25 protein-coding genes are annotated in these 25,921 nt (G+C 43.8%); 11 read left to right on the top strand and 14 right to left on the bottom strand.

Annotated features, from left to right (window positions below):
- Positions 1–17: 17 nt before the first annotated feature.
- On the top strand, positions 18–491 hold the full coding sequence (locus NB504_RS03435) for an NYN domain-containing protein (protein WP_010319683.1): 474 nt from the start codon (positions 18–20) through the stop codon (positions 489–491).
- Here NB504_RS03435 and NB504_RS03430 read toward each other — a convergent pair.
- Positions 480–680, bottom strand: a complete 201-nt coding sequence (locus NB504_RS03430; protein WP_010319684.1) for a DUF2986 domain-containing protein — start codon at positions 678–680, stop codon at positions 480–482. The two genes, NB504_RS03435 and NB504_RS03430, sit on opposite strands and share 12 nt — an antisense overlap.
- Before the next feature lie 97 nt (positions 681–777).
- Between NB504_RS03430 and NB504_RS03425 the strand changes: the two genes are divergently transcribed.
- On the top strand, positions 778–1,182 hold the full coding sequence (locus tag NB504_RS03425; RefSeq protein WP_405054801.1) for a nitrous oxide-stimulated promoter family protein: 405 nt from the start codon (positions 778–780) through the stop codon (positions 1,180–1,182).
- Between the two features lie 16 nt (positions 1,183–1,198).
- Here NB504_RS03425 and NB504_RS03420 read toward each other — a convergent pair whose 3' ends face one another.
- Together NB504_RS03420 and trxC are read right to left on the bottom strand one after the other, a co-directional pair.
- Complete coding sequence (locus NB504_RS03420) at positions 1,199–2,359, bottom strand: MFS transporter (RefSeq protein WP_017047243.1); 1,161 nt, start codon at positions 2,357–2,359, stop codon at positions 1,199–1,201.
- A 193-nt stretch (positions 2,360–2,552) separates the two neighbouring features.
- Positions 2,553–2,987 (bottom strand): thioredoxin TrxC, encoded by a 435-nt coding sequence (trxC, locus tag NB504_RS03415; RefSeq protein ID WP_194575178.1) that lies wholly within the window; start codon positions 2,985–2,987, stop codon positions 2,553–2,555.
- A gap of 189 nt (positions 2,988–3,176) precedes the next feature.
- On the opposite strand from trxC, the gene NB504_RS03410 reads away from it, so the two are divergent.
- A complete protein-coding gene (locus tag NB504_RS03410; RefSeq protein WP_064626233.1) occupies positions 3,177–4,268 on the top strand; it encodes a ketoacyl-ACP synthase III in 1,092 nt (363 codons plus the stop codon).
- Between the two features lie 89 nt (positions 4,269–4,357).
- Here the strand turns inward: NB504_RS03410 and glpC are convergent, their stop codons facing one another.
- The 3 genes from glpC to glpA are packed head-to-tail and all read right to left on the bottom strand — an operon-like array spanning position 4,358 to position 8,540.
- Positions 4,358–5,584, bottom strand: a complete 1,227-nt coding sequence (glpC, locus tag NB504_RS03405; RefSeq protein WP_194663682.1) for an anaerobic glycerol-3-phosphate dehydrogenase subunit GlpC — start codon at positions 5,582–5,584, stop codon at positions 4,358–4,360.
- Positions 5,581–6,894, bottom strand: coding sequence for a glycerol-3-phosphate dehydrogenase subunit GlpB (glpB, locus tag NB504_RS03400; RefSeq protein WP_258428272.1), 1,314 nt, complete (start codon positions 6,892–6,894; stop codon positions 5,581–5,583). The genes glpC and glpB overlap by 4 nt, the downstream gene beginning before the upstream one ends.
- Entirely contained in the window at positions 6,891–8,540 is a 1,650-nt protein-coding gene (gene glpA / locus NB504_RS03395) for an anaerobic glycerol-3-phosphate dehydrogenase subunit A (protein WP_013867918.1), read from the bottom strand. Before glpA ends, glpB begins: the two co-directional genes overlap by 4 nt.
- 529 nt (positions 8,541–9,069) lie before the next feature.
- Here glpA and NB504_RS03390 point away from each other — a divergent pair.
- Entirely contained in the window at positions 9,070–9,924 is an 855-nt protein-coding gene (locus tag NB504_RS03390; protein ID WP_010319894.1) for an MIP/aquaporin family protein, read from the top strand.
- 52 nt (positions 9,925–9,976) lie between these two features.
- A complete protein-coding gene (glpK, locus tag NB504_RS03385) occupies positions 9,977–11,497 on the top strand; it encodes a glycerol kinase GlpK (protein ID WP_258428271.1) in 1,521 nt (506 codons plus the stop codon).
- 149 nt (positions 11,498–11,646) lie between these two features.
- On the opposite strand, the gene NB504_RS03380 is transcribed toward glpK, so the two are convergent.
- Both NB504_RS03380 and NB504_RS03375 read right to left on the bottom strand, forming a co-directional pair.
- The gene (locus NB504_RS03380) at positions 11,647–11,898 is read right to left on the bottom strand and encodes a YgjV family protein (protein WP_013867916.1); all 252 of its coding nucleotides are present in this window, start codon (positions 11,896–11,898) and stop codon (positions 11,647–11,649) included.
- Between the two features lie 307 nt (positions 11,899–12,205).
- Positions 12,206–12,523: a DUF496 family protein gene (locus NB504_RS03375; RefSeq protein WP_010319897.1), complete on the bottom strand. Its 318-nt coding sequence runs from the start codon at positions 12,521–12,523 to the stop codon at positions 12,206–12,208.
- A 190-nt stretch (positions 12,524–12,713) separates the two neighbouring features.
- On the opposite strand from NB504_RS03375, the gene NB504_RS03370 reads away from it, so the two are divergent.
- From NB504_RS03370 to luxQ, 6 genes are all read left to right on the top strand, one after another.
- Positions 12,714–12,917 carry a hypothetical protein gene (locus tag NB504_RS03370; RefSeq protein ID WP_026028336.1) on the top strand — a complete coding sequence of 68 codons (204 nt, stop codon included), beginning with the start codon at positions 12,714–12,716 and terminating at the stop codon, positions 12,915–12,917.
- 57 nt (positions 12,918–12,974) lie between these two features.
- Entirely contained in the window at positions 12,975–13,628 is a 654-nt protein-coding gene (locus NB504_RS03365) for a YceH family protein (RefSeq protein ID WP_013867914.1), read from the top strand.
- Complete coding sequence (locus NB504_RS03360) at positions 13,629–13,952, top strand: GIY-YIG nuclease family protein (RefSeq protein ID WP_013867913.1); 324 nt, start codon at positions 13,629–13,631, stop codon at positions 13,950–13,952.
- 95 nt (positions 13,953–14,047) lie between these two features.
- The gene (locus tag NB504_RS03355) at positions 14,048–15,199 is read left to right on the top strand and encodes a conjugal transfer protein TraF (RefSeq protein WP_017046397.1); all 1,152 of its coding nucleotides are present in this window, start codon (positions 14,048–14,050) and stop codon (positions 15,197–15,199) included.
- 224 nt (positions 15,200–15,423) lie between these two features.
- Positions 15,424–16,524, top strand: a complete 1,101-nt coding sequence (locus tag NB504_RS03350; RefSeq protein ID WP_258428270.1) for an autoinducer 2-binding periplasmic protein LuxP — start codon at positions 15,424–15,426, stop codon at positions 16,522–16,524.
- Between the two features lie 15 nt (positions 16,525–16,539).
- Positions 16,540–19,086 carry a quorum-sensing autoinducer 2 sensor kinase/phosphatase LuxQ gene (gene luxQ / locus NB504_RS03345; RefSeq protein WP_258428269.1) on the top strand — a complete coding sequence of 849 codons (2,547 nt, stop codon included), beginning with the start codon at positions 16,540–16,542 and terminating at the stop codon, positions 19,084–19,086.
- Positions 19,087–19,103: 17 nt separating this feature from the next.
- On the opposite strand, the gene NB504_RS03340 is transcribed toward luxQ, so the two are convergent.
- The 6 genes from NB504_RS03340 to yccS all read right to left on the bottom strand — a co-directional run bounded on the left by NB504_RS03340 (position 19,104) and on the right by yccS (position 25,873).
- Positions 19,104–19,769: a flagellar brake protein gene (locus NB504_RS03340; RefSeq protein ID WP_019282225.1), complete on the bottom strand. Its 666-nt coding sequence runs from the start codon at positions 19,767–19,769 to the stop codon at positions 19,104–19,106.
- A 143-nt stretch (positions 19,770–19,912) separates the two neighbouring features.
- Positions 19,913–21,457, bottom strand: coding sequence for a glycerol-3-phosphate dehydrogenase (glpD, locus tag NB504_RS03335; protein ID WP_019282224.1), 1,545 nt, complete (start codon positions 21,455–21,457; stop codon positions 19,913–19,915).
- Between the two features lie 185 nt (positions 21,458–21,642).
- The gene (locus tag NB504_RS03330) at positions 21,643–22,902 is read right to left on the bottom strand and encodes a hydroxymethylglutaryl-CoA reductase (RefSeq protein WP_170899231.1); all 1,260 of its coding nucleotides are present in this window, start codon (positions 22,900–22,902) and stop codon (positions 21,643–21,645) included.
- Positions 22,903–22,989: 87 nt separating this feature from the next.
- Complete coding sequence (locus NB504_RS03325; RefSeq protein WP_013867906.1) at positions 22,990–23,289, bottom strand: hypothetical protein; 300 nt, start codon at positions 23,287–23,289, stop codon at positions 22,990–22,992.
- Positions 23,290–23,356: 67 nt separating this feature from the next.
- A complete protein-coding gene (locus NB504_RS03320) occupies positions 23,357–23,581 on the bottom strand; it encodes a hypothetical protein (protein ID WP_013867905.1) in 225 nt (74 codons plus the stop codon).
- Between the two features lie 138 nt (positions 23,582–23,719).
- Positions 23,720–25,873, bottom strand: coding sequence for a YccS family putative transporter (yccS, locus tag NB504_RS03315; protein ID WP_017048776.1), 2,154 nt, complete (start codon positions 25,871–25,873; stop codon positions 23,720–23,722).
- Positions 25,874–25,921: the final 48 nt, after the last annotated feature.

Genomic DNA, 25,921 nt, shown 5'->3' with positions numbered 1-25,921 from the left:
ATTTGAGAAGAGAGCTCATGGAAAAAGTTGCCATTCTTGTCGACGTTCAAAACGTCTATTACACCTGTAAAGAGAAGTACCGCCAGCATTTTGATTACAACCAATTTTGGTATGTAGCCACTCAAGGGCGAGAGGTGATCAAAGCCAATGCCTATGCGATTGCTAGCCAAGATCCTAAGCAGCGCCAGTTCCACCATATTTTGCGCGGTATTGGTTTTGAAGTTCAGCTTAAGCCCTTCATTCAGCGTCGTGATGGTAGTGCAAAAGGGGATTGGGATGTCGGTATTACTCTCGATGCGATTGAGCTGGCAGAGCAAGCGGATGTGATTGTTCTGGTATCAGGAGATGGTGATTTCGAGCTATTGGTCGAACGGATTAAACAGCGTTTTAACAAAAAAGTAGAAGTGTACGGAGTACCAAGGCTGACGGCTCAAAGCCTTATTGATGTCGCCAGCCAGTTTGTTCCAATCGAGCAAGACTTACTGTTGTAGCTCACCTTCAGCAGGCACAATCTCACTATGTTGGGTATCTACCGTGCTGGTTGAAGCGGCTTGCTCTGCGTCTAATTTTTCACGTTCAGCTTTTGAAATATAACGAGGCTTATTGCTGCCGTGCAGCTTGGCATGCTTCTTTTTAAGATGCTTTTGCAGTGTTTGGTTAATTTTCTTTTTGCGGTTCATAGTCGTCTGCTCTTTGACACAAAGTCTTGGGTACATGAGGAACAAGGTGGCGCAGGATACTTGTTTTTATCTGCGATCTCAATGGGAGTTATTGGCAATGGAAAAAATGCATAGCGATCTTTTAACGGGAGAGCTGCTCAGTGAGTTTCGCACCGTAGAGGCGATGGTGAACATTTATTGTCAGCGCCATCATCGCTGTCAATCTGGCCTCTGTACGTGTTGCAAAACCTTGTTGGAATATGCGCAAGTACGTTTAGATCGCTGTCCTTATGGCCAACATAAACCCACCTGTAACCGTTGCCCAATTCATTGCTATAAGCCTGAGCCGAAAGAACAAATGAGATTGGTGATGCGTTACGCAGGGCCAAGAATGTTGCTCTCTCACCCTATATTGGCGATCCGCCATCTACTGCATGAAAAACGTGCACTACCAGAAAAACCAAAAGCGCACGAGTCAAATCGTCACCAACGATTAAACCGTGCGCCTTGCGATAAAATATGATCCGCTTTGCTGCGACTTATTTCCCCGCCACCCACTGGCGTTTGGTTTTGAGGCTTGAAGCCAACATATAAATACAAGTCGCCAGTAAAGCAATAAAGAGATAACCCATTAAGCCTTGCGATCTTTGCATAAACCAATCAGCGATCACGGGGCCAACCACAGAGCCGATACTGTAGCTAAACAGCATAACTTGTGTCGCTGAGACAATGTAATTGGCATCGAGCTTATCACAACCTAAGTTGATGGCGATTGGGTACAGGGCAAACGTCGCCATGCCTAAGAAAAACAAGCTGGCAGCTAATATCATCATCGTTGAATCGAACAAGGTTATGGTAATCGCTGCAGATCCAATCAAGCAAAATAGTGCCATTAATAGTGTTCGGCCCAAAAACTTTGATAGCCAAGGCACCATAGGTTGCACCGCCATGCCACCCAAAACTACAAGCGCCATTAAGCTACCAATATCGGTATGGCTGATACCGCGTTGTTCCAATTCAACAGGCATTAGACCGTAGATAGCCCCCAAAGTGAGCCCTGAAACTCCGCAACCGAGCAAGGCCGCATGGTTTAGTTTGAGTACCTGTTTCAGTGATAGGCTGACGGCATGCTGCGTTGACGGTTGGTCAGATTCGCCATAAATCAGCACCACACTGGCGATTAATAGCAAGGTAATGATGGCAATGAAAGGCACGCCGCCTGATACGCCTAAATAACCAATCCCTAATTGGCCCAATGCCGTGCCGCCGTAAAGCGCCGCCATATAAATACCAAGGCGTTTTGCTCGGCCTTTTTCATCACCATGCAATAGCCAAGACTCGACGACTACAAAGACACCAGCCACCGCAATACCAGCAACAAAACGTGCCACTAACCAAGCACTGGCATAGTGCAGAGCAGGTAAGGCAAAAATGGTTAACATGAGTAGCGCTAAGCACCATACAAAAGCGTTTCGGTGGCCAACGCGGTTGACAACAGGTTCAACGACTAATGCGCCGATCAATAAGCCAGCGTAAAAGGCACTGGCAAGCCAGCTTGCCAATGAACTCTCAAGCCCGTAGTGCGGCAACATCAATGGGATCAGGCTCATTAAATAGCCTGAGGCAATCGCATAAAGCGATAGCGCAATGACCGGAACGGAAATGCGAGGTGAAGACGCGTTCACAGTAATGTTGTCCATTGACTTTGCCTCAAAACCAGAATTGATGGGATATTTTGCGGCGAATATGGAGCTGATATTGAGAAAGGTAAAACGAAAAATTATGTTCTTAACGATTAATTTTATTAATCGAAAATAAAGCAAGAGAAATGAGCAGTAAAGTTGGCATAAATCGATAAAAAATGCCAACTTTATTATTGGTTATAATGATAGATTATTTCAATATGGCTTGGTTTAACCATTGATCAAATTGACTTTTTGGTAAAGCGCCATTGATCATATCGACTCGTTGACCATTTTTAAACACCATAATGGTTGGAATGCTGCGAATTTGAAATTTTGTGGCGAGGCTTTGTTCACTTTCAGTATCAATTTTTATAAAGCGAATGTTTCCTTTTCGTTCCGTCGCAGCATCACTGAATACAGGAGCAAAACCCACACACGGATTACACCAAGATGCCCAGAAATCGACGACAACGGGTTGGCGACTATTAAGCAGTGCTTCGAAATTGGCTTCCGTCCCTTCAATAGGCGCTCCATCAAATAGGGGAGCTTGGCATTTACCGCAATTCGGGCTTTCTGTTACTCGTTCTATCGGAACTCGGTTCATTGCGTGACACGAAGGACAACGAGTATTGAATGTTGACATGGTTTCCTCTCTTTATTTTTGTGTTTTGCTCCAGTCGCATTTAACGCACTAGACTTAACGTCGGAGCAAAAGCGCGTATACTGACTGACATCAAAAGGACCTTTTGAGTCTCATTTCTCTTTCATACAATGAGTTTTTAATTTTAGGTCTTTGGATTGCATTAGAAAATACAACAAAAACAGGTTAACAATGACAAAATTCTATGCCGAAATTACAGGTTGGGGTAAATGCCTACCACCTGCAACGCTCTCAAACCATGATCTTAGCACCTTTATTGAAACTTCCGATGAGTGGATTAAAACTCGTACCGGGATTGAACAGCGCCGCATTAGCCATGTGAATACCTCTGATTTAGCTACGGTGGCCGCCCAACACGCCATTGCTTGTGCTGGGATTGATGCAACTGAGATTGATCTCATCATCATCGCAACCTGTTCGCCAGATTCTCTTATCCCAAATATTGCCTCGAAAGTGCAGCAGAACCTTGGGATTAAAAATGCAGCCGCTTTTGACTTAAATGCAGCCTGTACCGGTTTTGTTTATGGATTAGAAACTGCGACGCGTTTAATGCAAGCAAGCCATTACCGCCATGCGTTAGTGGTGGGTGCTGAGCGTCTCTCTTTTTACATTGATTGGACCAAACGTGATACCGCCGTGTTATTTGGTGACGGTGCTGGTGCCGTTGTCTTGAGTAAAACCGATAAAGTAGTGGGTTTGCAAGATGCACAAATCGGTTGTGATGCCGAAGGGCGTGATATTTTGGCGGTGCCTAAATTTGGCTCTTCGATGGATCGTTTTGCCGCTGACAATGGGTATTGGGATTTTGATTTTGTTGGGAAAGAGATTTTTAAACGTGCGGTTCGAGGCATGGGCGCAGCGGCGCAAACTGTGCTGGCGCGTTCCGGTCTTTCAACCGAGCAAGTTGATGTGGTGATCCCGCATCAAGCGAATATTCGTATCATTCAAACCTTGTGTGACTTATCGGGTATTAGCCAAGATAAAGCATTCGTTAACATTCAACACTATGGTAATACGTCTGCCGCGACCGTACCTATTGCATTGTGTGAAGCGGTTGAACAAGGGAAAATCAAACCGAATGATAACCTGCTGGTGGCCGCTTTCGGGGCGGGCTTAACTTGGGGGGCTGGGCACATCAAATGGGGCGAGCGTGTTACCGCGATTAGCCGTAGCCAAGCGCAGTTACCAGAGTGTCAGTCCAGTGCGTTAGAATTATTGGCCAATGCAATTGAGCACTGCCAGCAGCGCCCGCTATCTAAATAACGTTTAGAAAACGAATGTTCACACAGTACAAGCAGTATGAAAACAGGCCACAATGTGGCCTGTTTTACTCTCAATGCTAGGTGTGTAAACTAGGTAATCGCCATGGCGAGTAGGCTAATTGGATGAATGGTTTCTAACGCGGTATTTTCTTCAATTTGCCATTTACAGGTTTCACAATCGGTAATCGCATAGTCAGCTTGCGATGTTTTGATTGCATCAAACAGGTGCGCGCCAATTTTCATTGAAACGTCATAGTTCTCTTCTTTAAAACCGTAGGTTCCCGCTAAGCCGCAGCATTCGCTGTCTAAGACCACTAACTCCAATCCTGGGATCATTTTTAATAATTCAATGGTAAAAATGACATTACCGCTGCGTTCAAGGTGGCAAGGGGTGTGGTAAACCACTTTCAAGTTAACGGGTTTCATTTTAGGCGCATTACCGCTCATGAACTCTTTGAGTAGAAAGCGCGTGACGTACTCGATTTGTTTGACCACCTTACTATTATCAACCCCTAAAACATGAGGATATTCTTGTTGTAAGGTAAACGAACATGTTGATGAGGTGGAGAGGAGCGTCGTTTGACGATCAACTACCGCGGCTTCGATATTTTTCACATTCAATAGCGCATTTTTACGTGCTTTATCGTGAAAACCATTGGCAATCAGCGGTACACCACAGCATTTCTCGTTATCCAGTAACCGTACGCCGATATTCATCGCATTCATCACAGAGACAAAATCTTTACCCAACTGCGGGTGGTTATAGTTAACGTAGCAGCCGTGGAAATAGGTCACTTGCCGGTTATACAGGGGTTGGCGTGTGCAGTTCTGCTTAAACCAACGACGAAACGTGCCGTGTGAGTATTTGGGAAGTGATTTATGATCGTGCACACCAATGGTCTTGTGCATCAGTTTTTTTACCATCGGCATAGCCGTAGCAGCGTTCACTATCGGTGCAAATGGTGTGGCGATCGTGCCAAAAAGATCGGTATGGCTCAGCACGTAATCACGCACCAGCTTTGGACTCAGCGTTTTTTTACCATGTTTGCCACGTGCCACAGCAATGATATCGCCAATTTTCACTCCGGAAGGACAGGCGGTTTCACACCGTTTGCAGTTGGTGCAGAGCTTGAGTAGGTCGTCATAATACTCTGCGCTTTTAATCCTCAAGCGTTCGCCATCCGGTCCGCACTGTTTTGGCCCCGGATAGAGTGGGTTTGCTTTAGCAACCGGGCAATAAACGGTACAAACAGTGCATTTGATGCATTGATCAAAAGAGGTATTTTTGGGTGCGGCTTCAACAAAAGAGGTGCTCATGCTAATACCTCCTGAATGGCTGGTCGAGATTGAGTTTGAGCCATAATTTGAGAGGTAGCGTGGTAAGCGCTGGCAATAGCAACGCCTCCACCGCTGCCTTCAAAGACAGGATCATAACCCGCGAGCATCGAACCACAGCAGTATAAATTGGTAATGATATTACCTTGATGAGTTGGGTTCAGTGACGTGTTGGTCAGCACACCAAAGGTCATGAAAGGGTGAGAGTTTGCTGAGAAAAAGGCATGATTTCGCCATAGAGCGCGATCATGGCAGCTCTCCGTCTCTAATTGGAACACGGGTTCGCTAATACCGTGATGAGAAGCCTGTAAACCTTGGCTGAAATAGCTCCCTGTAGCCATCACGAAATGGTCAGCTTGAATCGGCATATCATTGAGATTTTGAGTATGAATGGCGGTCAAACGGTTACCATCAAATTCACCACTGATGACTTTATCGCCTTTTAAATGAGTACCACCCATAGTTAAAAAAGCTCGGCTGAGTGTCTCTTCAATGCGGATGCCCATTAATGATGGCGGCATGGTCGGGACTTCATGCAACTGCAAGTTGGTTTCCAATTTGAGTTTGTTCAGTAAGGTTAACCCATCACCATTGCCCATGATGGCAGGTAGGATCACTAGATCTTGCACAGTGGCATGACGGATCAGTTGATCACAAAAACTGCGCCATGCATGTGGTTGTTTGAGCAAACGAGCAATATCGATGGATCGCAGTTCGTTGGGATTATGGCGAAGTGCTTCGAAACCCGGAATCGTGATATTAATGATCTCACTTGGGATAGCCGAAAATGCAGGTAGAGCGCGTAAGTTATCTTGCAGCATATGTGGTTGAAAATCTCGATAACCATCGATGGCGAGCAGCACAATACGCTTGAAATCAGCATTCGTTTTATGTTGATAAACATAAGGTTGTGATAACCAAGTGGCTTTCAATGTCCCCATCGGAGTTATGCGATAGTGGTTACTATTATCCGCTTGGTGTGTCAGCGGCATGCCGCGTTGCTGCAGCGTTTTTTGAAACCACATTAACCCTTGCGAAATAGTGTCAGAGCCAATTTTACTGTAAGGGTGATTCGGGGCTTGTTGACGTAATGCTTCCATGGCGAGCAAAGGGGATTCAACCGCTTCGCCGCTAGGCAGTTTACCCAGAACATCGATGGAACCGGATGAAAAATGCAGAGCACTTTGGCCTTGACTGATCAGTGCTGTTTTTAGGCCCGCTTGTAAGCAGCGAAGACCTGCACTGTAACCTGCAATTCCACCACCGATAATTGTGACGTCGTATTTCATCATAACGTCTCCTCACTTTCATTTTGCTTGTGTTGCGTTGGAATGTCATTGGCTCCGAACAAGCCTTCGTAAATCCAGTAACTGAATTCAGCCTCGCGCAGTGCATCTCCCCAGAAAATCGGTTTAATGCCTTTCCAGCGCTCTTCTAAAAACTCAACCAACAGTTGGCTCGATTGGTTTCCCGAAACGTGACCATATTCTTGAAATAAGCTGGCGGCGCGATAGCTGCAAAGCTCTCCTTGGCACGGCCCCATACCTAAACGAGTGCGGCGACGTAAATCGACCAAGTTATTTACATCGAGTTGTTTAATTGCGTATTCAATTTCGCCCGCGGTCACCATTTCACATTCACAAATAACCGCTTGGCTCTTCGCATCATCAGATAAGAAGTTTTGTGCGCGTTCGCCATGGCGATAAATAGCCGATTCATAGACGGGTTTGGCAATGCTGGCGGTTTTTTTCACCTGTTTTGGGGTTTCGTTGGAGCCGGGTAGGGCGCGAGTATGAGTTTCGCAAGGGGTATTATTGCCCAGTTTTTTAGCGACTAAATCGGTCGCCCATTCTGCCATTAGGCGGTAAGTCATTAATTTACCGCCTGTAATAGTGGTGAGGCCTTTCAATCCATCGCGTTGTTCGTGGTCAAGTAATACGATGCCGCGACTGATGTTTCGGCCGCTGCCATCATCATTAATAGAGACCAATGGACGCACACCCGCATAAGCGCGTAATACACGAGTATTCGCCATGATGGGGGCCAGTTTCGCGCCTTCGGCCAGTAGTATATCGACCTCTTTTTCAGTCACGTGCAGGTTGTCAATTTGGTCATAGTCAATGTGTTCAGAGGTAGTACCGATCAGTGAAATGGTATCACCAGGGACAAGAATATCGGCATCAGAAGGCTTGCGACAGCGGTTGATCACAAGGTTGTTGATACGATAATCAAGGATCAACAATGAGCCTTTTGCGGGGAACATTTTGATGTTGAGATCGGCGTATTCACAGATGTTTTGTCCCCATATTCCAGCTGCGTTAATCACTTCTTTGGCGAAAATCTCATATTGTTGATGAGTGTTGAGCTGTAAACAGCGTACGCCTAATACTGTGTCACCTTGGCGGATCAGCGACGTTACAATGGTTTTGTTCATGATCCGCGCACCATGCTCTTTGGCGTCTAGTACATTGGAAGCACATAAACGAAAAGGATCGAGTGTGCCATCGGGTACTTTGATCGCGCCGACAAGGTTTGGGTTAACGTGAGGCTCTAAACGCAGTGCTTCTTTGGCAGAAAGCGGCTCGGTTGTAATCCCAGCTTGAGCGCACGCGTCGATAAACGTGCTTTGAAAAGCAAGATCGTCTTCAGGCAGAGTAATGAACAGGCCGTCGGTTTTCTCTACACAATGTCTGGCGATATTTTTTAAAATTTGATTCTCTTGGATGCACTCTTTGGCCGATTCAGGATCGGTAACTGCGTAACGTGCCCCTGAGTGTAATAAACCGTGATTTCGCCCGGTGGTACCAGAAGCAATATCATCCTTTTCTAGCAAAATACACGCAATGCCGCGCAGTGCGCAGTCGCGCATGATCCCAGTACCGGTTGCTCCGCCACCAATGATAACAACATCGGTTTCAAATCGTGTGGTTGTGGTCATGGTGAAACCTTATTCGATGAAAAACTTATATTTAGTGTGGCATTTTCAATAGAAAATGTTCGATATGTTGCTCACAAAAGCGCGAATGAGCGAAATTGTGTTTCATTTTGGCGGTAATTTTATCTTTGTATGTTATTTTATATCAAAATGATGAACGGTTTAACAATTTAGGTTGGGTTAATTTAACAACTGAAGTGGATTTTAGAGAACAAATGCGCTTACGAGCTGATCCGATGACTTCATCATCATACCTATCTTAGCAGTATGAAATCATATCTCTATCCGTTATTGCACTTGATTATGTCGTTGTTTATAGAGACACCCTTAGTTTCCTATCATTTGTTAAGCTCTGCGTTAATGAGCAGAAGATCAAAATAATGAGTTAATTAACAAAAAACGATATTGCAAGTAACAAAATTGTGTTCGAACGCTCATAAATGCTGTTTTTTAATTTTCGTGGGAAGAAAAATGTGCAAAATTTGCCACACACAAACATTGTGTACACAAAAAATAAACAAGGACACTTACTATGACTCGAACAAAACAACATACTCTTCTCGGAGAGTGTATCGCGGAGTTTATCGGCACCGGATTGCTGATTTTTTTCGGTGTAGGCTGTGTTGCTGCCTTAGTTCTTACTGGCGCACAATTTGGTCAGTGGGAAATCAGCATCATGTGGGGCTTAGGTGTGGCAATTGCCATCTATTGCACTGCGGGTGTTTCTGGAGCTCACATTAATCCGGCGGTGACCATTGCACTGGCCGCCTTCCACGGCTTCAACAAAGCAAAAGTACTTCCCTATATTGCGGCGCAAATGCTCGGTGCATTCTGCTCTGCTGCTCTGGTTTACGGCTTGTACAGCAACCTTTTTACTGATTATGAAATCGCACACAATTTTGTACGTAGCAGTCAAGAAGCGTTAGCCACAGCGGGTATTTTTTCTACCTACCCTAATGCTTCATTATCATTTGTTGGTGCATTGGCGGTCGAATTTGTCATCACAGCAGTATTAATGTTCGCTATTTTGGCACTAGGTGATGAAAATAACGGCGCACATCGCAATGCAATGAACCCATTGCTGATTGGTATTCTGATTGCGGTTATCGGTGGTTCACTTGGCCCATTGACTGGCTTTGCAATGAACCCTGCGCGTGATTTTGGCCCTAAATTGTTTGCCTACTTAGCTGGCTGGGACTACGCACTAACAGGTGCAAAAGATATCCCATACTTCATCGTACCTATCATTGCTCCTATTGCTGGTGCCTGTTTTGGGGCATGGGCTTACCCTAAATTTATTGGCGCGTACTTACCTACTGTCGGCGTAGGCTGCACCATTCCAAACCAGTGTGATGACGTAGAAGAAAGTGAGCAAGCTCACGTCTAAAATAACGACAACACTTTATAAAACGATTAACGTGAAAGATAAGGAAAAGACCATGACTGAGCAGAAATATATTGTTGCCCTTGACCAAGGAACAACAAGCTCACGTGCTGTAGTGTTAGATCATGATGCTAACATTGTCAGTGTTTCTCAGCGTGAATTTACCCAGATCTACCCTCAAGCTGGCTGGGTTGAACATGATCCACTGGAAATTTATGCGACGCAAAGTTCGACGCTAGTAGAAGCACTTGGCAAAGCAGGTATTCGCAGTGATGAAATTGCGGCGATTGGTATTACCAACCAACGTGAAACTACGGTGGTGTGGAACAAAGAAACGGGTAAGCCAGTCTACAACGCGATTGTATGGCAATGTCGACGTACCGCATCCATTTGTGAAGAATTGAAAGCACGCCCAGGGCTAGAAGAGTACATTCGCGAGAATACAGGCCTAGTGCTTGACCCTTACTTCTCTGGCACCAAAATCAAATGGATTTTGGATAATGTCGAAGGGGCTCGTGAAGACGCCGAGGCTGGAAAACTACTGTTTGGTACAATTGACTCGTGGCTCGTTTGGAACATGACACAAGGCCGTGTTCACGTTACGGATTATACCAATGCATCTCGCACTATGCTTTTCAATATCAACAACTTGCATTGGGATGAGAAAATCCTAAAAGAGTTTGATATTCCTTTGTCTATGATGCCTGAAGTGAAGAAATCTTCCGAAGTTTACGGCCAAACCAACATTGGTGGTAAAGGCGGGACACGTATTCCTATTGCTGGAATTGCGGGTGACCAGCAAGCTGCGCTTTATGGGCAGATGTGTGTTGAGGCGGGCCAAGCAAAAAATACTTACGGCACTGGCTGTTTCTTATTGATGAACACAGGTAAAGATAAAGTCACCTCACATAATGGCTTGCTAACAACTCTAGCTTGTGGCCCTGCTGGTGAACCTCACTACGCGCTTGAAGGTGCAGTCTTTATGGGTGGTGCATCGATTCAATGGTTGCGTGATGAGTTGAAACTGATTTCAGATGCGCATGACTCAGAATATTTCGCTACGAAAGTTGATACGGCCAACGGCGTTTATGTTGTGCCAGCGTTTACTGGTTTAGGCGCGCCGTATTGGGATGCTTATGCCCGTGGTACGATTGTTGGTTTAACGCGTGGCGTGAATTCGAACCATATTATTCGTGCGACCTTGGAAAGTGTCGCTTACCAAACACGTGATGTACTTGATGCAATGCAAGCTGATTCTGGCATCAAACTGTCAGCATTACGCGTAGACGGTGGCGCGGTAGCCAATAATTTCTTAATGCAATTCCAATCAGATGTGCTTGATACCGAAGTACACCGTCCTAAAGTGACGGAAGTGACCGCGCTAGGAGCAGCCTATTTAGCTGGTCTTGCGGTTGGCTTTTGGGGAAGCTTGGATGAGCTTGCTGATAAAGCCGTGATCGATAAAACATTCGTTCCTCATCAAGATGAAGAGAAGCGCGATCGTCGTTATAAAGGTTGGAAACGTGCGGTGAAATGTGCTCAAGCTTGGGCAACTATGCACGATGACGAAGAGTAATACTTAGCCTTATGGCCTCTATGTATCCCCCTACTAGAGGCTTTTTGCTTGGTTATTTATGCTTTTGCTCTCTGATTTATCGATAAAAAATGCTCTGTCATCGTGGCAGAGCATTTTTTTACACGTCAATTTTTATTATTTTGGGTTTATCATGCAGCGCTTTTGGCGTCAGCCGTTTTTTTTTCTCGTTGCATCTTTGCTAAAAAGTAGATGTTTACGCAGGCGATAAAACCGTTGGTGAGCACTACAGGCCATGAATCAATCATTAGTCCGTAAGCGGTAAACAGTGCACAACCAACAAAATTAAGAATACGCAGTTTAACGATATCTTTCATTGTCAGCGAGATTGCCACCATGATCGAAGCTGCATAGCCCAAAATTTCAACCACATTCATTTCCATAATTTGACCCTCTTAATATATGCCGAACGATGTCGGTACCAATCTTCTCGCCGTGAGATAAGTGAGGAAGCTCCGTGCCTCGAATGGTCATAATTGATTTACTGTGTATAAATATAACAATAGCTAATATGTGATAAAAGACTCAAAACTAGGTTCGGTGAAGGTTAGCGATTACGCAAACGTTTAATGTCTATCACATAAAATTTATCGCACTTTTTGTTGATAGAAATATTGATTTGTTTTGTGAATGTTTTGGTCATAAAAAAACCCGTCTTAAGACGGGTTTCGAAGATGGTCGGCATCAATTTTACTTTTTGCCTTGAGTCATTTGTTTATCTTTATCGGTCAGCTCGCGAATACGACGGCTAATATCACGGCGCTCTTTTGAAATTTCTGCGCTTTTGATGATGTGATCATCGACGCGATCTTCGTAATCGGCTTTCATGTTATTGATGATCGCCATGACTTCTTCGTGGGTCATATCCGGTTTCATGTAATCGAGTAAGTTTTCAAGCAATTCAACTCTTTTACGGTTATCACGAACTTTTTTCTCGTTATCTAGCAGTTCACGTTTCAGTTTATTTTTACGGCGAGCTTGGTTAACAATTTCAAATACGATACTCATAGGTTCCTTTTCCCAACTTGAATGTCAATGCCATTGATTAAATCATATCGAGCTGATTCATAACAGCCTTTAGATCAATCCTGACTCACTCTTGATTAAGAAATAATCACTCTAGTCATGAGTGATTGTATTGGTACGGATAGGCGCTATATCATGTACCTTTCAAATCGCTATCTTATGGTATTTAGAGATGCAACTTTCAGAAATTTTAGTACCTAAAAGAAAAGATGTACCTGCAAACGCTGAACTGCATCACAGTGTTAAATTGCGTGAAGCTTATATTAGCGAACGTGAGAAGCTGGAGATGACCGAGTTAGAGTTAAACCGTGCAAAGATTGTGATGATTGATAGCAATGGGAAAATCATCCGAATTTCACTGTTGTTAGAACACTAATGCAACATCGATTGTGGCCTCGATTAGGAAACTCCGCTTAGAAAAAAGGAAATTATAATGAACATTGAGCTCTCTCCCCTAGAAGCACGAATTATTGGCTGCTTAATTGAAAAAGAAGTGACCACGCCTGATTACTACCCATTAACGCTCAACAGCTTGACCACCGCATGTAACCAAAAAAGTAACCGTGAGCCAGTGCTGTCATTAACCGAAGCTGAGGTTCAAGATGCCGCTGAGGGCTTGATCGCTCGTCACCTGATGAGTGATGAAAGTGGTTTTAATAGCCGAGTGAGCAAATATCAGCACCGTTTCTGCAACACCGAATTTGGCGATTTAAAGCTTTCAAATCAAGAGCTTGGTTTGGTGTGCTGCATGCTGCTGCGTGGGCCACAAACGCCGGGAGAGTTGCGTACTCGCACTAACCGATTATGCAGTTTTACCGATGTAAAAGAAGTCGAAACTATTTTAGACGGTTTAGCCAACCGTGAATCAGGCCCGCTGGTGGTGAAGCTGCCGCGTGAACCGGGTAAGCGAGAGTCGCGTTATCAACATCTCTTTTCTGGAGAGGTTGACGTTGAAAGTTTAGAGCAAACCTTTGCTCATGCTCCGGAAGGTGGGGCGACTGCTCGTATTGATCAGCTTGAACAGGAGGTTCACGCATTAAAAAATGAAGTCGCCGAGTTACGCGCTTTGGTGGAAAGCTTACTGTAAGTGAATAAGGTTTCCCACAAAGATAGCCCGGACTGGTGGGTTTATTTGGTTCGAACCCGCCATCAAGCACTGTATTGCGGTATTACAACGGATGTTGAACGACGCTTTGTACAACACCAAACAGGGAAGGGTGCAAAAGCGTTACGAGGTAAAGGGCCGTTATTATTGGTTTGGTCTCAACGTGTAGAAGGCGGTAAAAGCCTCGCTTTAAAAACTGAGCTAGCGATTAAAAAACTGACCAAATTGCAAAAAGAACAGTTGGTGGCAGGGCAAGAGAATGTTCATTTCTCTGTTAGTGGCATGGATGATTTTGGTGACGATTAGGTTTGGTCAGCGGCATTATTCGCCAATTTCATGTGCAATGTAAAAAATTGTATTAACCTTGTTTAGGGAATAATAACAACAAGGTTGGTTGCAATATGAACAGTTACAACAAATGGTCAGTGGTCTCGTTGCTCTTGTTGGCTTGTGCTTCTGCGCAAGCGGCGAACACGATAGCTGACGCACGTGGTAATGGAATGGGGAATACTGGCGTAACAACGGCCGATTATCTGCTAGCCCCATTCTATAATCCTGCTTTGGTGGCCGTGTATCGGAATAATGACACGTTTGGCGTGCTTTTCCCTGCGGTAGGTGGTGCGGCTAGAGACCCAGACAAAAGCCTAAAATCCATTGATGACCTGCAAGATAGCATCAAAGCGTTTGAAAATTCCGGTACACCCAATCAAAGTGATATTGATAAGCTCAATCAGTATTTGGACCAGCTTGCCGATGACAAGCCTCTTGCTGCATCGGCGGGCATTGGTATGGCGATAGCAATTCCTCTCGATCTAGTTTCACTTAATATTTTTGCGCGTGGGCACGCGGAGGTGATTGCACGTTCTGATATTGCGGCAAATACAGGCAGTAGCGGCACCGACGTTGAGAATCGTTATAAAAATTCAACCGTTGATCTGATTGCATTTGGTTACTCAGAATTTGGCCTAGCACTGGCCAAAATATACAACATTCGTGGTCAACAATTTTCATTTGGCATTACGCCAAAAATTCAACAATTAAGAACCTATAAGCAAAATGTTTCGGTAAAAGAATTCGATCTTGCTGATTATGACAAAAGCGAAACGAACGATAATGCCTTCAATCTTGATTTAGGGGCTGTGTGGTTAATTAACGATTTTCGAGTGGGTGTTGCGGTAAAGGATCTTTTTGCTCAAGAATTAAAAACCATTGATGGTTTAAGCTCGTATGATTTGGATACGCAAGTCACAATCTCGGGTGGATATGTCACTGAGTTTTTCACTGCTGCAATCGATTTAGATGCAACAAAGCAGAGTCGTTTCCAAGACCAAAAAGATGATACACAATACCTACGCTTTGGCTTAGAAGGTAATGCTTGGGGATGGGCACAGCTTCGTGCGGGTTATGAAATCGATTTAGAAGATACTTTGGACAACGCCGTGACGTTTGGCATTGGCATCAGCCCCGGAGATCTTGTCAGTTTCGATCTTGCAGGAAACTATGCTGGAGATAATCAATTTGGCATTTCTGGAAATTTAGCTTTCACCTTTTAAGTATAGGAAAGCATTCTGATGCTTTTGTTTAGTAAATGAGCGGTTATGAGTGCAAGTCAGCTTTTTTAGTGGTTTGCACTATCATTTATGAGGAACATACTTAATAATCAAGATGATATACGGGCTACTTGTTTGATCCTTCATTGGGTAGTCCGAGAATATGATGAGTGCGAAATCAGCCATTGTGTGTCATTAAATCCAGAAGTTAGTGTAATGAGAATGCCATGAGAAAAATCCTGCTCCTTTCATTTGTGTTCAGTGTCAGTTTGGCAGCCTCCACTCAGGCTGCAGCGCAAGTTTTAAATGGTTATTGGCGATATCAAGAGTTTTTAGATCTTCATCCTGCGCAACAGGCTCTTACCGACCAGATGATACAGGCAGTGCGTCAACCTCCCGCTGTACTCTCAATAGAGCAAGATAAACCTATTCATATTTCTGTTGTTTATCCAGGTCAACAAGTTTCCGATTATTGGGCGCGCAATATCAAAGCCTTTGAGATGCGTTTAGATGAACTTGGGATTAGATACCAAATTAACCAAGTATTCACTCGTCCGAATGTCGATATTCGCCAACAAAGTTTATCGTTGATGGAAGCGATCAGAAACAAATCCGATTACTTGGTGTTTACGCTTGATACCATCCGCCACCGTAAATTTATCGAGCAGCTGTTAAGTTCAAATCAAACCAAAATTATTCTGCAAAATATCACTACGCCAGTAAAAAGTTGGGGAGATCGTCAGCCTTTTATGTACGTGGGGTTTGATCATGAAATTGGCACAATGAAACTGGTGGATTACTACAAAAAGTCGGCGCCAAAGAATAGTGCTTATTCCGTCCTCTATTATTCTGAAGGTTATGTTAGCGATGCACGCGGCGATAGTTTTATCCAAGAAATGAGTCGAGACAGCAAATATCACTTGGCCTCTTCGTTTTATACAAAAGCGACACGAGATAGTGCATTTGATGCAACTTTGCGTATTCTTAAACAAACGCCAGATATTAATTTTATTTACGCATGCTCTACTGATGTTGCACTCGGTGCCATGGATGCGTTGCAGCAGCAAAATAGAGAAGATATTACGTTAAACGGCTGGGGCGGTGGTGAGGCTGAATTGGACGCGCTGCAAAATAGCACACTTGATGTGACTATCATGCGCATCAATGATGATGCCGGTGTTGCTATGGCGGAAGCCATTAAGTGGGATCTTGAAGGAAAGCCTGTACCTACGGTTTACTCAGGTGATTTTGAGTTGGTAACCAAAGAGGTCTCTTCAGCGTATATTGAAAAGCTCAAAAAACGAGCATTTCGTTACTCTGACTATTGATATATCGAGCCATCAATGAGTTTAAGGTCAAGCACCGTCAAGAAAAAACAAAAGATAGCTACCGTGATCACCAAATCAATGATTGCGGTGATTGGCGCATTGACGCTCAGCGTTTTATTTCAAAGTTATCAGATCAGTAGCAAAATCATTGCTCAAGAAGTGCAACGTACGGCTTCTCAAACCTCTAGTCTCATCCAGAACCTCTTTAACTTCCGTCTTTCATTACTGCAGATAAACCAAGATAGCAGCGCAAAAAATGCAGGTTTAGTTAAAGCAATTCGTAAGGGCGATAATGACAGCATTGATCAGTTCTTTTTTGGAGTTGACCAGCTAGAAGTAGCCAACACGCCTGACATTCGTTTCATTTCTGATTCTGACAGCCTGATGTGGGAAGATGGCAATGCTCAGTTTTATGGTATTGAACAAAACGAGCTGGTAAACATGTCTCGTAAAGTCGCGTTAAGTCATAACTGGCATATGATCAAATCGCCCTCTCAATTGGGCTATGCCTACCTAATGGTCAGACGTACTCCCGTTATTGACTCGCAGTCCGGAGAGGTGATTGGTTTTTTGCATCTTGCTACCGTACTTAACAACAATTACGTGCTGGCAGAAACATTACGTGAAGGGAGTAACTCAGAAAATCTCGTGATGACGACGGGTGAAAAGGTCTTAGCCTCAACAATTAATGGTGATGAGACCTACACGGAACGTGATGTTTTAGAAGATAATTTTGACGCCTATAGTTTTGCCGATTACATGGTAAGCCGTACCGCGTTAACCATAGAAGGCGTACCAATTTATATTAACGTCCTCAGTGTGCAGAGCAATGAGAACGTATTGCAATTACGTGAAAATTATTTTTTTTGGATGATTTTTGCTCTTTTTGCGATGGTGATAGTCTCTATTTTGACACGTTGGTGGTTACAGCAGCGAGTGAAAAATGAAATCAGTAGCTTGATGAATTACACCCACAAAGCTGCAGAAGCTGGGAGTTATGAGCTTTTTTCTGGTTCTAAAATCTATGAATTTGATCACTTCGGCAGAACGCTAGAACACACATTTCAACGTTTATCTGAGCAAGAAAAACAATTTGAAGATCTGTTCAATTTTTCACTTTCGCCCATCATAGTATGGAGTATCGACGGTGATATCATCAAAATGAACCCATCAGCAAAGAAATATTTCATGCGTCGCAATGATCAACAGCAATGCATTCTTGATGCATTAAAGCAAGAACTGCAGCCAAAGATACGCCTTGCGGTTGAACAAGAAACGTTCCGAGAGATAAACGTTGAAGTTGGCAATAAGGTTTTTCGCTGGAATTTATCCCCCATTATTTTTGAGCAGAGAATTGAGTCAATCATCACTCAAGGGCAAGATATTACGACAATCGCCGAGGCGGCCAAACAGAGCCGACTCGCAAGGCAAGAAGCGGAAGAGTCGGCGCGTATTCGTGCTGAATTTCTTGCAAAAATGAGCCATGAGCTGAGAACACCATTGAATGGAATTTTAGGTGTTTCTCAATTACTTAAGCGTGAAATCAGTGACCATGAGCAACTTGAACAAGTGAATGTGTTATGCAGCAGTGGTGAACATTTATTGGCGGTGCTGAATGATATCCTTGATTTTTCAAAGATAGAGCAAGGACAGTTTAGAATTCAAGAGTCTGACTTTAAGCTGGTTGAGGTCATCTCTGCCGTGGAAAGTATCTATCGGCCATTATGTGCCGAAAAAGAGATTGAGTTCAGCCTAAAGAGCAATATTCCGCCTGATATGATGATCCATAGCGATCAAGTTCGCCTGAACCAAATTCTGTTTAATTTATTAAATAATGCGACTAAGTTTACCCATCATGGGTTGATTAGCATTGAGTTCCAGCAAAAGAATAACCACCAATTGTTTATTTCGATTAGTGATACAGGTATCGGCATCAGAGAGCAAGATCTCGCGCTTATTTTTGAGCCTTTTACTCAAGTAGAATCAAACACCACACGAGAATACGGCGGTAGTGGTTTGGGGCTTGCGATTGTCAAAAGCTTAATTGAGATGCTTGGTGGTGCCGTAAACGTGAAAAGCCAATTTGGAGTAGGTACTACATTTTCTGTTGAACTCCCGCTGGTTGTCGTCAGTGACTGCGGGAAGGATATACCATCTTATGAGCGCGCGCCGCCACATGAAATGTTTGAAAAACCAATCAAAGTGTTGCTAGTCGAAGATAATCATACCAACGCTTTTATTGCTCAAGCATTTTGCAAAAAATACGGTATGGAAGTGACAAGAGTAGAGGATGGTCTACAGGCGATTGATTATGTGAAAGATCATCCAGTGGATCTTATCTTAATGGATAACCAACTGCCTTACTTAGGTGGGGTTGAAACAACACATTTGATCAAACATGAGTTGATGATGGATGTACCTATTTATGCGTGTACAGCTGATGGTATGCAATCGACTAACGAAGCATTTATGGCCGCAGGTGCAGAGTATGTGATAGTTAAACCTATCAAAGAGAAAGCATTGCATGAGGCTTTTTGTCACTTCCAAAAACGGCAGAAATAAAGCACCGCGCAACATTCTTATACGCTACCAGCCATAAAAGCGCGTTCTAATATTTCTTTTTTCAATGCAGCTGTCATTGCAATTGATTCAAGAAATTTAACGCCTACTAACATTCCTTTACCTTGTTGACGCACACTGACGATTTGGCAAGCGAGATCTTGTGGTAGAAGTGGGGAGAGTGTGGACTTTATCTCAATAAACATATCTTTTTCTAAATGGTGCAAGCCAGGAATAAATAGCGCGCAGCCAGAAATAGAAAAGTCGATCAATTTCCCTTTAAATTGATGCTCTCCTTCATGCATAACGGCTGGCAAAGAGAGTTTATAGCGCTCGTGCTCACGGATTGGTTTGGTCACAAAGTGCTTAGGAAACTTGATAAACAGTAATCCGAACGGTTTAGAAATACTACGAATAATCGAGGTTTTGAACGCGAGTATATGACCTAATTCAGTGTCACAAATCCCACGCAAAATGATTTGGATATTAACTATTTTTCGCATCACCAAGTCTTCACGAGCTTTAACGGGCATATCGATCAGTACGTATCTTTCACGTTTGCATCCGACAATTGTCGTTGAAAAGCTGTAAGAATCCTCAGGTCCGAATTCAATAGTGACGAGGATTTTCATGCATGGCTTAAGGAGTTTGATGAGATCGTCGCTGTTAGTATTCGGAATTGGCATTGAGTGGCATCGTCGTTACGGAAATATAGCTTTACTATACCCCGTGATTTTTACGTCACCTACTAAGAAAAAGTAAAAAACTCTCAGAAGATCATGTTTCTAAGAGCTTTTCTCAAGTTTAATTCTAGTGGCTACATCTTGTGTTAAGCACTGATGCGTTGACATTCGCAAGTTGATGATTGGTCGATATAATCATTTAACTGATCAATTTGTTCAGTGTTAAATGTTAAGCCGAGTTTACTTCTGCGCCATAGTATATCTTCACATGAAGAAGCAAATTCATAATGTAAGAGATAATCGACTTCGCATTGATAGAGCCCAAACGCAAAATGTTTACCCAGATCAGCACTACTTTGAACATTATCGAGCATCACCGAAACTCGGCTACCATAATTAGTGATCCAGCGGTTAATGGTCGCTTTATCAAGATCTGGGAAGCGCTGCTCAAGCTGCTGTTTGAGCTGTGCTGGATAAAAGGCTTCTCCACCAGGCAGTGGTTTGTTTGCAGTCCAACTGTCAGACATTTGATTAAAAAATGGTTTTAATTGACCCATAGCAGATTCAGCTAACTTGCGATAAGTGGTTAACTTTCCACCAAAAATAGAAAGTAGTGGCGCATTATCAGCTTGTTGATCCAATGAGAGTGTATAGTCCCGAGTAATGGCTTGTGGTGAGTCAGACTCGTCATCACAAAGCGGGCGTACACCGCTGAAGTCAGCCACAATATCATCTAATGTGAGCTGATGGATAAAGTGCTTATTCACCACATCCAATAAGTACTGTTTTTCTTCGACGCTAATTTTCACTTGACGAGGATCACCTCGGTATTCGACATCGGTGGTGCCTATCATTGAATAGTGATCAAGATAGGGGATCACAAAGACGATCCGTTTATCTTCGTTTTGTAAAATATACGCCTGCTCTTCATCGTGAATTTTCGGCACGATAATATGTGATCCTTTGATAAGCCGGATACCGTAGGGAGAAGTAATTTCAATCTGCTCATCAATGAACTGTTTAACCCAGGGACCTGTTGCGTTGACAAGCGCGTGACTGCGGCGAGTAAAACGAGTTTGTGTTTTTTCATCAAACAAAGTCACATGCCATAACTCGTCAACACGACGAGCTGATTCAACGCGGCAATAGTTTTTTACTTCGGAACCGAGTTCACGTGCTTGCATCGCATTCAGTATCACTAAACGAGCATCATCGACCCAGCAGTCTGAGTATTCGAAACCCATTTTCATCTCATTTTTAGTCACCACACCCGCGTTAAGGGCTATTTTTTTGCTGGCAGGTAGTGAGGTGCGTTTGCCTAAATGGTCATAAAGAAAAAGTCCGGCACGAATCATCCAAGCAGGTCTTAGAAAAGGGCGGTGTGGTAGACGAAATCGCATTGGTTTTGCAATGTGAGGCGCTTTGCGCAACAGTACTTCGCGTTCAGCCAATGACTCACCGACTAAACGAAATTCATAATGTTCTAGGTATCTCAACCCACCATGAATTAATTTTGAGCTCGCAGAAGAGGTAGCGCTAGCAAAGTCTTTTGCTTCATACAGGCCAACTTTCAGCCCTCGGCCAGCAGCATCTACGGCGATGCCTGCCCCATTGATACCGCCACCGACAACAATAATGTCGAGCACATTGTTTTCGGCTTCAATCGAGTTGCAAACAGAATGGTTGTTCATTGAGCGTACCTATTTCGTTTTTGTTCTGTAATGTTCGTATGAAACCATTTTTTAGTCGAAATAGTTAGTTTTTTGTTTTTTTATTTTGATCTCGATCATTATTTTCTAATGCATATGCTCACTTAACCAATAAAAAAGGCGTTACGTGAATACGTAGCGCCTTTTTTATTGTGAGAGGCAATACCTTAACGAGCGAGTTTGCGATGGGCGCGTGAAAAATGGCCAGCGCAGAACGCACCGACAATAGAAAGTTCACCAGCCAGACAGAGTGATGCTGCCACTTCGGCTAACGCTTGCGAATGACCAGTACCGTGCAGACCGAGAATATCCAAACATGCTTTTTGACTCGGTAACCCTGTACCGCCACCAACGGTCCCTAACATTAAATTGGGTAAGGTTACACTGGCGTACAAACCACCATTTTTGTCCACTTCCATGCGTGTCATACCAATTGCCGATTCAGCAACGCAAGCGGCGTCTTGCCCACAGGCAATATACAAAGCAGCGAGTGCATTAGCGTAATGCGCGTTAATGCCTATCGAGCCGCTTAATGCCCCACCAACAGTCGTCATTTGGCCAAATTGCATCATAGACTGTGGCGTCGTATGCAGATGTTTATGGATGAGTTCGGCAGATAAATGCACCTCGGCAGTCACTTTTTTTCCTCTCACACTACGCAGTGTTTGGCTAGTGGCTTTTTTATCACCCGATAGGTTGCCATCAAGGAATGCGTATTCAGGCTGCACAGGAGTATTCGCCAGAATGGTTTGGAACACGGCATTGGTGGCAATAGTGACCATGTTTTGCCCTGATGCATCGCCAGTTAAAAACTCAAACACGAGGTAGACATGGTTCCCTTCAATATTGACATTAATGTCTGACAGTTTTCCGTGTGCTGTCGTGTTTTCTGCAACTTGTTTAAAGTGGTCATATTGAGTCACTATCCACGCAACAAACTGCCCAGCTTCGATTAAGTTATAAAATGCAAAGCCTGGCGTGCGAGTAACGCCTTCATTTAACAACATGGCGCTTGCACCTCCTGCCGCAGTGAGCAGTTTTGCACCACGATGATAAGAGGCAACCAAAGCGGCTTCGGTTGTAGCTAGCGGGACGAGATAATCACCTTTGGCAAACAGTCCGTTGACTCGTAATGGCCCTGCGATCCCAACTGGAACTTTGACTGTGCCAATAAAATGCTCAATATTTTTGTGGTAGCTGAGCATATCTTGCTCTGTTGAGTCATCTAAAAGCGCACTTTTGTTCGTTCGCGTGTTAAGTACTTGCCAACGGCGTTCTACATTTTTTGCGGTTAAATACGGACTTGGTGTTAATTTGAGCGTTGGAGAAGTGAGCTTGGGTTGGAGTATTTGCTCTAGCTGCTGGGCTGATATATCACCACCCAAAATAGAAACATAATCTCTTCGATGCAGGTTTAGCTTAGGCATAGCGAATCATGGTAAAGAATTTGCGGGCATTGTACTAACCATGCACATAAACACAATATTTGCTTGTGTTGCAAGTTGTGTGAAGAGTTAGGCTTGGATATCCAATATTGAACCCAGCATGTCTTGATCTCGTTGGATAATATTGGTGCCAATGCGGTTATATTGTGTAGCTTGGTTCAATTTTAGTAGGCTATCAATTTCTTCAGGTTTTTCTTCAGCTTTAGCAACAACTTTATCAAACTCAACTTTATTAAAAGCAAGCGCTTTGTCCGCTTTATCAACAGGAGAGATGTCTTTTTCCATATTGAGCTCACGAGCCGCATCCTCAGCCATTTTATTTGACTGATTGATCAGTTGATAGCCAGAATGAACACCAGATATAGACATAAGCTTACCCTCGTCGATGTCTAAAGTTTAGGCTCCGTTTACTTTTTGCACAAGAAGAAATTCGTGACTAGGAAAAGAGGCTCGAAAGCACATTCAGCTCATCATCAGTGAGTAAATTATTCGATTCATTTTCCAAAGAGTGCTTTATCTCGCCTTGTAATAAACGCAGTTGTTGAGGTGTTAAATGCTGTAATTGTGATTTTAAAGACTCAAATTGATTATGCGTCATCGACTCATGCCTCAGTAAAAAATGCGCTGCCTTCTCACCGCGGTAAGTTTGATGTCCTTTCATGGCCTTACACCTGTAAGAAAATACTTAGTCTGAGATTATTCTCGATGTGGCGATTTTTTGTCCGAAAAATGTCAAGTTATAACAAGAGAAAGGTGAGAGGCGCCCGAAATTGAGCCGCTCTCATTATTACGACAATCGCTAGTTTACACGGACGGCAAACTTACTTGCGAGAGAGTGAAGCTCAGGTAGCATGCGATAAATAAGGTGCAGCTGTTGTAAGACCATTCTTACCGAGCTTTCATCTTCTTCACGCCATTCGGCTAAGCGTTTCTCTAAGCCTGCGTCGTCAATGTCGCTGGTATCGCATTCATCACAATGTTCATAAAGTTGTTTATGCAACACATCTAGGTGTTGGTGGATCACTCGGTGAGTTTCAAGTACCAGTTGGTGCGTTGCTTCATCTTCGATGCGTGTCCGATGGGCGCCAAGAGCAGAGATATAGCTGAGCAGTGCATGGTTCAGTGTCAGAAAACGGAAACTTTCATCGATTGCCGCGCGATATTTACCCGGTTCTGCCAGCATATTACTGATCGCTGCGGTTAAATTTGCGTCTTGGTTGTGGGCATTGCGCCGTGAGATGCGATAGCTCAAGTTGTCTTTTTTACCGATGCGGTACTGACCAATAATCTGTCCCAAATAGGCTTTGTTGGCATCGATCGCATCCGCCATGACTTTATGTAATCGTTTTGATTGCCAGTCAGGGAGGATCAGCACTACCGCTGCGACGGCCAATGCGCAGCCAATCAGAGTATCGGCAAGCCGAGGCAGTACCACGGCGTAACCTTCACCCAATTGATTAAAGCAAAACAGCACTAAAAGAGTAATAAAGCCAGTCGCATAGCCGTAGTTGTTTAGTCTAAAGGCGAAAAACATCACACCTGATAGTACGATAAAGACCAATTGGCTTTCTGGCGATGGGAACAAGGTTAATAGCAGCACGCCTAAAAACAGCCCCGATAACGTGCCAATGATTCGGGCCGTCAGTTTTTGCCGAGTGGCTGAGTAGTTTGGCTGACAAACAAACAGTGTCGTGAGTAAAATCCAATAGCCTCGTTCAATACCAAAACCTTGGATGATTCCGTAACCGATAGTGAGTGCGATAGACATACGCAGCGCATGACGAAATAGCATGGAATCTTTATGCAGATTTGCCTTCACCCGTAACCACATGGCTTTAAGAGTGTGGGCTTCTGTATCATACAACATACCCTCTTCGAGCTTGTTAGCATCAGGGTTGTTAACGTTATTGAGTTGCTTTTCTACTGTTGCTAAGTTATTGAAAAGATAACCTAATTGCGCTAGTGACACTCGCCAGTCAGGGCGTTGTTGTTCTTGTAGGTAGTTTAATGAGCTTTGCAATTCATCCAGAGCCATGATTGACTCTGAATGGTGCTGATAGCTTCGCCCTAACTGAATCGATTGGGCTATTTCACGGCAGGCTTTAGCCTGTGTTTCTAATAAATGTTTAAAGCGAAACAGCACATCTGAGCGGCCAAAGTGTTCGGCAAGCTCTTGATAGCGATAATGACTTGAATTGACACGTTCATGGATATCTTGTGCCATAAAATAGATGTTGAGAAATCGGTCGCTGGCACCATCAATATGGCCTCTTTTTGAACGACTCAACAAAGTGGCTTTACATTGATTGAGTGCGGTAACCGTTGCCGCGTTTAAATTGGCTTCAGCAATTCGATATGGCTGAGGGACTAAGTTCGATACGGGATGGAAGAGATGGCTTTTGGACTCAAGATAATTGGCCAATTGCAAAAAAACATTCGCTAAGCTTTGCTGTACTGGTTGCATTGGCCAAAACATATGCCAAATCATCGACATGAAGTAATACCAAGCGGCACCCGTCAGGAGCAAAACGGGTTGAAACCACAAATTCACGCTTTGGTGTGCACCCAACATGGTGTAGATGGCGATAAGTAAGGAGCCAAAGGCGATGCTGGCATAACGTGGGCCAATTGCGCCAAGAATGATAAAACCAAACGAGGAGATAAATAACCCAATCGCAAACAGTGGCGGGGTATGGAAAAGTAGTTCGATGGAAAATGCAGCGATAGCAAAGCAGATAAATGTCAGAGTGAGGGATTTTAACCGTCCACTGAAACTGTCATCACTTTCAGCCAGTGCTGCGGCAATCACGCCAAGGATCAGTGGCGTAATCCAAGTATTGAGGTTGTAGTGCCACGCAGGAATGACCACGCCTAATAGAGTGATCAAAATGAGAATGCTGTAATTGACAGTTTTATTCGCCCAATAAAGGCGAATTTTGCTAGAGAGCGGCACGATACTTCAACATCCAAAAAGAAAACCATAGTGTAGCAGAAGCGTTGA

The sequence above is a fragment of the Vibrio sp. RM-69-4 genome (assembly GCF_024743775.1).
GTDB classification, from domain to species: Bacteria; Pseudomonadota; Gammaproteobacteria; order Enterobacterales; family Vibrionaceae; genus Vibrio; species Vibrio anguillarum.
Note: the sequence above shows the minus strand (reverse complement) of the source record. Positions and strands in the feature narration are given on the sequence as shown.

Excerpts from the sequence above, each read along its gene's own strand:
- NB504_RS03435 (WP_010319683.1), top strand. The coding sequence starts at position 18 with ATGGAAAAAGTTGCCATTCTTGTCGACGTTCAAAACGTCTATTACACC.
- NB504_RS03430 (WP_010319684.1), bottom strand. The coding sequence starts at position 680 with ATGAACCGCAAAAAGAAAATTAACCAAACACTGCAAAAGCATCTTAAA.
- NB504_RS03425 (WP_405054801.1), top strand. The coding sequence starts at position 778 with ATGGAAAAAATGCATAGCGATCTTTTAACGGGAGAGCTGCTCAGTGAG.
- NB504_RS03420 (WP_017047243.1), bottom strand. The coding sequence starts at position 2,359 with ATGGACAACATTACTGTGAACGCGTCTTCACCTCGCATTTCCGTTCCG.
- trxC (WP_194575178.1), bottom strand. The coding sequence starts at position 2,987 with ATGTCAACATTCAATACTCGTTGTCCTTCGTGTCACGCAATGAACCGA.
- NB504_RS03410 (WP_064626233.1), top strand. The coding sequence starts at position 3,177 with ATGACAAAATTCTATGCCGAAATTACAGGTTGGGGTAAATGCCTACCA.
- glpC (WP_194663682.1), bottom strand. The coding sequence starts at position 5,584 with ATGAGCACCTCTTTTGTTGAAGCCGCACCCAAAAATACCTCTTTTGAT.
- glpB (WP_258428272.1), bottom strand. The coding sequence starts at position 6,894 with ATGATGAAATACGACGTCACAATTATCGGTGGTGGAATTGCAGGTTAC.
- glpA (WP_013867918.1), bottom strand. The coding sequence starts at position 8,540 with ATGACCACAACCACACGATTTGAAACCGATGTTGTTATCATTGGTGGC.
- NB504_RS03390 (WP_010319894.1), top strand. The coding sequence starts at position 9,070 with ATGACTCGAACAAAACAACATACTCTTCTCGGAGAGTGTATCGCGGAG.
- glpK (WP_258428271.1), top strand. The coding sequence starts at position 9,977 with ATGACTGAGCAGAAATATATTGTTGCCCTTGACCAAGGAACAACAAGC.
- NB504_RS03380 (WP_013867916.1), bottom strand. The coding sequence starts at position 11,898 with ATGGAAATGAATGTGGTTGAAATTTTGGGCTATGCAGCTTCGATCATG.
- NB504_RS03375 (WP_010319897.1), bottom strand. The coding sequence starts at position 12,523 with ATGAGTATCGTATTTGAAATTGTTAACCAAGCTCGCCGTAAAAATAAA.
- NB504_RS03370 (WP_026028336.1), top strand. The coding sequence starts at position 12,714 with ATGCAACTTTCAGAAATTTTAGTACCTAAAAGAAAAGATGTACCTGCA.
- NB504_RS03365 (WP_013867914.1), top strand. The coding sequence starts at position 12,975 with ATGAACATTGAGCTCTCTCCCCTAGAAGCACGAATTATTGGCTGCTTA.
- NB504_RS03355 (WP_017046397.1), top strand. The coding sequence starts at position 14,048 with ATGAACAGTTACAACAAATGGTCAGTGGTCTCGTTGCTCTTGTTGGCT.
- NB504_RS03350 (WP_258428270.1), top strand. The coding sequence starts at position 15,424 with ATGAGAAAAATCCTGCTCCTTTCATTTGTGTTCAGTGTCAGTTTGGCA.
- luxQ (WP_258428269.1), top strand. The coding sequence starts at position 16,540 with ATGAGTTTAAGGTCAAGCACCGTCAAGAAAAAACAAAAGATAGCTACC.
- NB504_RS03340 (WP_019282225.1), bottom strand. The coding sequence starts at position 19,769 with ATGCCAATTCCGAATACTAACAGCGACGATCTCATCAAACTCCTTAAG.
- glpD (WP_019282224.1), bottom strand. The coding sequence starts at position 21,457 with ATGAACAACCATTCTGTTTGCAACTCGATTGAAGCCGAAAACAATGTG.
- NB504_RS03330 (WP_170899231.1), bottom strand. The coding sequence starts at position 22,902 with ATGCCTAAGCTAAACCTGCATCGAAGAGATTATGTTTCTATTTTGGGT.
- NB504_RS03325 (WP_013867906.1), bottom strand. The coding sequence starts at position 23,289 with ATGTCTATATCTGGTGTTCATTCTGGCTATCAACTGATCAATCAGTCA.
- NB504_RS03320 (WP_013867905.1), bottom strand. The coding sequence starts at position 23,581 with ATGAAAGGACATCAAACTTACCGCGGTGAGAAGGCAGCGCATTTTTTA.